The 7,645-nt window shown below is 73.9% G+C and carries 3 protein-coding genes; 2 read left to right on the forward strand and 1 reads right to left on the reverse strand.

Annotation, left to right across the window (positions count from 1 at the left end; all coding sequences use genetic code 11):
• Together GUY59_RS44960 and GUY59_RS44965 are read left to right on the forward strand one after the other, a co-directional pair.
• Positions 1–1,392: non-ribosomal peptide synthetase (locus tag GUY59_RS44960; protein ID WP_161715059.1), on the forward strand; the 1,392-nt coding region annotated here is incomplete at its 5' end.
• Positions 1,389–6,743, forward strand: coding sequence for a non-ribosomal peptide synthetase/MFS transporter (locus GUY59_RS44965; protein WP_138206861.1), 5,355 nt, complete (start codon positions 1,389–1,391; stop codon positions 6,741–6,743). The genes GUY59_RS44960 and GUY59_RS44965, both read left to right, overlap by 4 nt.
• Here GUY59_RS44965 and GUY59_RS44970 read toward each other — a convergent pair.
• A partial coding sequence (locus GUY59_RS44970; protein WP_236668120.1) for a 2-oxo acid dehydrogenase subunit E2 occupies positions 6,714–7,645 on the reverse strand: 932 nt, incomplete at its 5' end. The two genes, GUY59_RS44965 and GUY59_RS44970, sit on opposite strands and share 30 nt — an antisense overlap.

Genomic DNA, 7,645 nt, shown 5'->3' on the forward strand with positions numbered 1-7,645 from the left:
GCGTACGTGCTGCACACCTCCGGCTCGACCGGTGCGCCGAAGGGCGTCGTGATCGAGCATGCCGGGCTTGCCGAGCGGGTCCGGTGGATGCGGGCCGTCTACGGGTTGCGTCCCGGCGACCGCGTGGTCCAGCTGGCCGCGCTCGGTTTCGACACGCACGCGGAGGAGATCTACCCGGCGCTGGCAGCGGGCGCCACGGTCGAGTTGCTGCCCGGTGGCGGTGCCGCCCTGCCCGAGCTGCTGGCCCGGCGGCCCGACATCACCGTGCTCGACCTGCCGACCGCCTACTTCCACCACCTGGTGGGCATGATCGACGACGTCGCCTGGCCCGAGCGCCTGCGCCTGGTGATCCTCGGCGGCGAGCAGGTGCGGGCCGGAGCGGTGGCGCGCTGGCGTGAGCGGTTCGGTGACCGGGTGAGGCTGGTCAACACGTACGGGCCGACCGAGACGACGATCATCGCGACGGCGGCCGAGCTGCGCGATGGCGATCCGCACCCGCCCATCGGCCGCCCGGTCCGCGCGACCACGGCCAAGGTGCTCGACGCGTACGGAAGCCCGGTGCCCCCCGGCGCGCCGGGCGAGCTGCACGTCGGCGGTCCAGGTGTGGCCCGCGGGTACCTCGGTGGGCCCGACCCGCGGTTCGTGTCCGGGCCGGACGGTCGCGTCTTCAGGACGGGCGACCGGGTGCGGTTGCGGCGGGACGGGCAACTGGAGTTCCTCGGGCGGCTGGACGACCAGGTGAAGGTGCGCGGGTTCCGGATCGAGCCGGGCGAGGTCGAACAGTGCCTCCTCGGCCACCCGGACGTCCGCGAGGCCGCCGTGCTCGCCAAGGACGGCGACCTCGTCGCCTACGTCGTCCCCGCCAAGAACGGCTCCTCCCCGGCCGCGCACGAAGCCGCCACGCACGAACCCATCACGCGCAACCTCGCCGCGCACGACCCCACCACACACGACCCCACCGCCTACGTCGCCACGAGGCTTCCCCCGTACCTCGTCCCCACTCACTGGGTCGTGCTGGAGGCCCTTCCCCTCACCCGCAACGGCAAGGTTGACCGGCGTGCGCTGCCCCCGCCGGGCCCCGCCGTGGGCGGCTGCGTGCAGCCCCGTACCGACGCGGAGGAACTGGTGGCGGACGTGTGGGCGGAGGTGCTCGGCGCGGACGGGATCGGCGCCTTCGACGACTTCTTCGCGCTGGGCGGCCACTCGCTGCTCGCGATCAGGGTGGCGGCCAGGCTGCGCGCCCTGGCGGGCGTGGACCTGCCGATCCGTACCCTCTTCGACCGCCGTACGGTGGCCGGCTTGGCGGTCGCCGTCGAGGAGGCGCTGGCCGCCGAGGTGGCGGTGTTGTCCGACGAGCAGGCGAGGAGCCTGCTGGATCGGGAGGGCTCGTGACGGAGCTGAGCGAGGCGCAGCGGGCGCTGCTGACGCAGCGGCTGCGCAGACGGGGCCCGGCGCAGGAGGCCCGGCCGTCGATCCCCGTGCTGCCGCCGGGCCAGGCGCCGCCGCTGTCGTACGCGCAGGAGCGGCTGTGGTTCATGGAGCAGTACGCGCCCGGCAGCCCGGCGCACACCATCCCCCTGGTGCGGCGGGTACGCGGTTCGCTCACCGAGGACACGCTGGCGGCGGCGCTGGAGCGGATCGCGGCCCGGCATGAGCCGCTGCGCACCACGTTCCCCACGGGCCCTGACGGACAGCCGTCGGTGCTGGTCCCGCAGGAGGCGGCGGTGCCCGTGGCCGTGGCGGAAGCGGAGTCGGCGGAGGCGGCCAGGGCGCTGGTGGGCCCGTTCCTGGCCGAGCCGTTCGACCTGGCCTCAGGGCCGGTCATCAGGGCGCTGCTGGTACGGCTCGCCCCCGGCGACCACGTGCTGGCCATCGCCGTGCACCACATCGCGGCCGACGGCTGGTCGGCGAACGTGCTGCTGCGCGAGCTCGTGGCGCTCTGCGGCGGCGAGCCGGTGCCCGACCTGCCCGTGGGCTACGGGGACTTCGCCGCCTGGCAGCGGGACCGGCCGGGCGGCGACGTGGAGTACTGGCGGGAGCGGCTGGCCGGGCTGGAGCCGCTGGAGTTGCCCACGGACGCGCCGCGCCCTCCCGAGCTGACCCACGCGGGGGCCGCGCACCACTTCTCCGTCGGCGCGGAGCTGGCGGGGCGGCTCGACCGGGTGGGGCGCGAGCACGGCGCCACCCCGTACATGGTGCTGCTGGCGGCGTTCGCGGTGCTGCTCGGCCGGTACGCGGGCCGGCGGGACGTGACGATCGGCTCCCCCGTCGCCGGCCGGCCGGTGCCGGAGCTGGACGGGCTGATCGGGTGCTTCGTCAACATGCTGGCGATGCGGGTCGACCTGTCGGGCGAGCCGACTTTCGCGGAGCTGCTGCGCCGGGTGCGTGAGACGGCCGCGGACGCGTACTCGCACCAGGAGGTGCCGTTCGAGCGGCTGGTGTCGGAGCTGAACGTGGCGCGGGAGCCGTCGCGCTCGCCGGTGTTCCAGGTGATCCTCGCCATGCAGAACTACGGCGGCGAGCCGGAGCCTGGGGCCCTGATGCTGGAGGGGTTCGAGCCGGGACGCTGGGCGACCCGGTTCGACCTGGAGCTCTACACCGGAGGCGACGGCTCGTTCCTGTTCGTCTACAACACCGCGCTGTTCTCGGCCGGGCGGATCGAGCGCATGGCGAGGCACCTGGCGACGTTGCTGGAGCAGGTGGCCGGCGCCCCCGAGACGCCGGTGGCGGAGCTGGACCTGCTCACGGCCGCCGAGCGGGAGGAGCGGCGGCGCTGGAACGACACCACCGCCGACCTGGGCCCGCCCGGCCTGCTGCCCGGCCCGGTCCGCGACTCCGGCGCCGTCGCCGTGGTGCATCCCGGCGGCGCGCTCACGTACGCCGAGCTGCTCGGGCGGGCCCGCGCGCTGGCCGTCGAGCTGGTACGCGCGGGCGCCGCCCCAGGGCTGCTCGTCGCCGTGGTGATGGAGCGCGGCTGGGAGCAGGTCGCCGCCGTCCTGGCGATCAACCTGGCCGGGGCCGCGTACCTGCCGGTCGACGCCGACCTGCCCGATCAGCGGCGTTTCGAGCTCATCGAACGGGGCGGGTGCGAGCTCGCGGTCACCCAGCCGTGGCTCGACCTGGCCTGGCCGGACGGCCTGACCCGGCTCACCGTCCCGGACTCCGCCGGCGCCGCTCAGGAGAGCCCCGCCACGCCCGGCGACCTCGCGTACGTGATCTTCACTTCGGGCTCGACCGGCACGCCCAAGGGCGTGATGATCGAGCACCGGGCCGCCGTCAACACCGTGCGCGACCTCAACCACCGCTACAGGATCGGCCCCGCCGACCGGTTTCTCGCCCTGTCGGCGCTCAGCTTCGATCTGTCCGTGTACGACATCTACGGCGCCCTCGCCGCGGGGGCCACCCTCGTGATGGGTGACCCGTCGGGCGACAAGGACCCCGCCGCCTGGGCCGATCTGGTCGCCCGGGAGGGCGTCACCGTCTGGAACTCCGTGCCCGCCCTGATGGAGCTGCTCGTCGACCACGCCGAGCACGAAGGCACCGACCTCGGCTCGCTGCGGCTGGTGCTGCTGTCGGGCGACTGGATCCCGCTGACCCTGCCGGACCGCATCCGCGCCCTCGCCCCTGACGCCGAGGTCGTCAGCCTGGGCGGTGCCACGGAGGGCTCGATCTGGTCCATCTCCTACCCGATCGGCGCGGTCGACCCGGCGTGGACGTCCATCCCGTACGGCCGTCCGCTGGCCAACCAGACCTTCCACATCCTCAGTCCCGGCCTGCGCGACGTCCCGGTGGGCGTGCCCGGCGAGCTGTACATCGGCGGCGCGGGCGTCGCCACCGGCTACTGGCGCGACCCGGACAGGACGGCCGCCTCCTTCGTCACGAACCCGTACACCGGCGAGCGCCTCTACCGGACCGGCGACCTCGGCCGCTACACCGGCGACGGCACCATCGAGTTCCTCGGCCGGGCCGACGCCCAGGTCAAGATCCGTGGCTACCGGATCGAACTCGGCGAGATCGAGACGCACCTCGCCCGGCACCCGGACGTCGCCGAGTGCGTGGTGACCACCGACGGTGAGGGCACGGGGGCGCAACTCGTCGCGTACGTGGTCGGGGCCGGCGCCGACCCGGTGCGGCTGCGGGCGCACCTGGCCGGGACGCTGCCCGCGTACATGATCCCCGCCCGTTTCGTCCCGCTCGACCGGCTGCCCCTGACGGCCAACGGCAAGGTGGACCGCCGCCGCCTGCCATCGCCGTCCGCCGCCCCCGAGGCGGGCGGCGCGCGGGCCGAGCCGAGCACCGACACCGAGCGCCTGGTGAGCGCCGTCTGGGCGGACGTGCTCGGCGGCGCCGGCCTCAGCACCGGCTTCGGCGTCGACGACGACTTCTTCGACGCCGGCGGGCATTCGCTGCTCGCCATCAAGGTGGTGGCGCGGTTACGCCGGGAGCTGCCGCCGGGGTCGGCGCCGGTCGCGGTGGTGGACCTGTTCAAGCACCCGACGGTCAGGGAGCTGGCCGCCCACGCCGACGGCGGCGCCACCGGGCCGCGTCCCCTCCTGCACGAGCTGACGCCGCGCCGGGACGGGCGCGCCGACCTCACGTACGTGTGCGTCCCGTACGGCGGGGGCGCCGCGGTGGCGTACCAGCCGCTGGCCGACGCCCTGCCTGTCACGCACGCGCTGTGGGCGGTGTCCATCCCCGGGCATGACGTGGGGCTCGACGAGGACCCGCAGCCGCTGGAGGAGGTGGCGGAGCGCTGCGTGGAGGAGATCCTGCGGAAGGTACGCGGCCCGCTGGCCCTGTACGGCCACTGCGGGGTCGGTTCGGCGCTGACCGTGGCCATCGCGCGGCGGCTGGAGGAGGCCGGGCGGCCGCTCGAAGCGATCTACATCGGGGCCATCTTCCCGTTCGCCCGGCCGGGCAATCCGGTGCTGGCGGCGTTGTCGCGGCTGGCCAGGCGCGAGTACATGCGCAGCGACCGCAGCTACGCCAACTGGCTGACGTCGATGGGGCTCGACATGAGCGACCTCGACCCGGGGCAGGCGCGGCACATCATCAGGAACATGCGCGAGGACACGGAGGCGGCCGAGGAGTACTTCACCGGGCTGTTCCGGAGCTCCGTGTCGCCGCTGCGGGCGCCGATCATCAGCGTGGCCGGTGAGCGGGACCCGGCGACCGAGTACTTCGAGGAACGGTTCAGGGAGTGGCACTTCCTGGCGCCGGTGACGGCCGTGGTGGAGCTGGACGAAGCCGGCCACTTCTTCGTGAAATATCGGGCGCAGGAGCTCGCCGAGATCGTCACCGGCGTCCACGAGGCGGTGACCTCGGGAGGTGAGGCGTCGGGGCCCAGCTGGCGCCTGCGCGAGGTGTCCAAGACGGAGGCCGGCCCCGGGCCCGTACCGGCCCCTGAGCAGGCCGCGCCGGAGCCGAGCATGCGCCGCTTCCTCGGCGTCGTGAGCGGGCAGCTCATCTCGATCATGGGTTCCGCCCTGACCGAGTTCGCCGTCCCGCTCTGGATCTACATGACGACCGGCTCCCTCGCCCAGTTCGCCCTGCTCGCCGTCGTCGGCCTGGTGCCGGGGATGCTGGTGGCGCCGCTGGCGGGCGCCGTGGTCGACAGGAAAGACCGCCGCACCGTCATGCTCGCCGGCGACTTCGCGGCCATGGGCACCCAGCTCATGCTGGGCGTCCTGCTGTGGACGGGCAACCTGCAGACCTGGCACGTCTACCCGCTGCTGGCGGTGCTGTCGGTGGCGCTCACGTTCCAGCGCCTCGCGTACAGCTCCGCGATCCCGCAGCTCGTCCCCAAGCGCCACCTCGGCCACGCGAACGGCATCGTGCAGATGGCCGGCGGCATGACGCAGCTGCTCGTGCCGCTGGCGGCCGTCGGGCTGATGGCCGTCATCGGGCTGGAGGGCATCCTCATCCTCGACGTCGTGGGGTACGTGTTCGCGATCGTGGTGACGTCGCTGGTGCGTTTCCCCGCGAGGCTGGCGTGGCGGCGCAAGGAGCCGGTCGTGGCCGAACTGGTCGCCGGGTTCCGCTATTCCTGGGGCCACCACGGTTTCCGGCGGATGTTGCTGTTCTTCGCGGCGCTGAACATCTTCCTGTCGCCGCTCTTCCTCATGCTCTCGCCGCTGGTGCTCTCGTTCGCCGACCTGCAGGACGTGGGACGCATCTCCTTCCTGTCAGGGCTGGGGGTGCTGATCGGCGGCCTGTCGATGACGGTGTGGGGCGGGCCGGGGCGGCACCGGATGCGCGCGGTGCTCTGGTGCACGCTCGCGCTGGCGGCGTTCTGCCTCGTCACCGGGCTGCGGGCGGATCTCGTGACGATCGGCGTCGGCGCGTTCGGCATGTCGTTGTGGCTGACGCTGCTCAACGGCATCTACGCGACCATCGTGCAGGTGAAGGTGCCGCAGCGCTTCCACGGACGGGTGTTCGCGCTGAACACGCTCATCGCCTGGTCGACGCTGCCGATCGGGTTCGGGCTCGTGGCGCCGTACGGGGCGGCGGTGTTCGATCCGCTCGTGGCCCCGGACGGGCCGCTCGCGTCCACGGCGGGCGTGCTGGTCGGCACCGGGGAGGGGCGCGGCGTCGGGCTGATGTACGTGCTGTTCGCGCTGGCGATGGCGGTGGTGGCGCTGGTCGCCCTGCGTTCCCGGCTGCCGTCGCTGGTCGACGGGGGCGCCGACGCGCTGCCCGACGACCTGGTGGGCCTACAGGCCCTCGGACGGCGTCCCCTCTAACGTCTCCTTCAGCGCCTGGAGGAAGAGCACGGCGTCCCGGCCGTTGATCAGGCGGTGGTCGTACGAGAGGCCGACCACCGCCACCGTACGCTCCCCCTCCCGCTGCGGGGAGGTGAGGGCGACGGCGCACGCCTGGCCGGGAAAGATGATCGGGACGGCCATGACGATGCCGGCGTCGTGGTGCAGGGTGACCACGATGGTGCCGCCCGCGAGCTGCTCCTCCCTGAACCCGCCGCGCTGGGCCAGTCTCCGGTACTCCGCCAGCTCACCGGCGATCTCGGCCACGGACTTCGTGCCGGCGTCCCGGATGACGGGGACGTAGAGCCCTGCGCCGAGATCGATCGTGACGCCCACGTGCGGCGACTCGGGCACGCTCGCCGTGCCTTCGTCGACGAGGGCCGCGAAGAACAGCGGGAAGTCGCGGTGCAGGCGGGCGACGGCGGAGATGAGCAGGTCGGGCAGGCCGACCAGCCTGCGCAGCCGCCGCGTGAGGTCGCGCGCCGCGGCGACGGCGTGCCCCACGTCCACCTTGACGGCGGTGTACGCGGCGGGCACCGTCTGGTGCGAGAGGCTCACGGCCCTGCCCACGGCCCGCTGGTTCGCGCTCAACGACCGCGGGCTCCTGCCGCTGCCCGGCCCGGCCGCGCCGTCGTTCCCAGGCGTGACGCGGGTGCCTCGGTCGATCTGCTCGGTGCCGCCGGGAGGACTCTCCTGGCGCGTCGGGGCCGCGGCGGCCAGGCGTTCGACGTCGGCGCGGCGCACCACCTTCACCGCGAGCGCGCGCACCCGCTCCGGGTCGACGCCCAGCTCGTCGATGAGCGCCTGAGCGGGCGCGGTGACCAACGGCCCATCACCGGTTTCCGCCCCCGTCGACGCGGCGGCGGACGCGGGCGGGTGGCGGG

It is taken from the genome of Nonomuraea sp. K271 (assembly GCF_009908215.1).
Taxonomy (GTDB): domain Bacteria; phylum Actinomycetota; class Actinomycetes; order Streptosporangiales; family Streptosporangiaceae; genus Nonomuraea; species Nonomuraea longispora.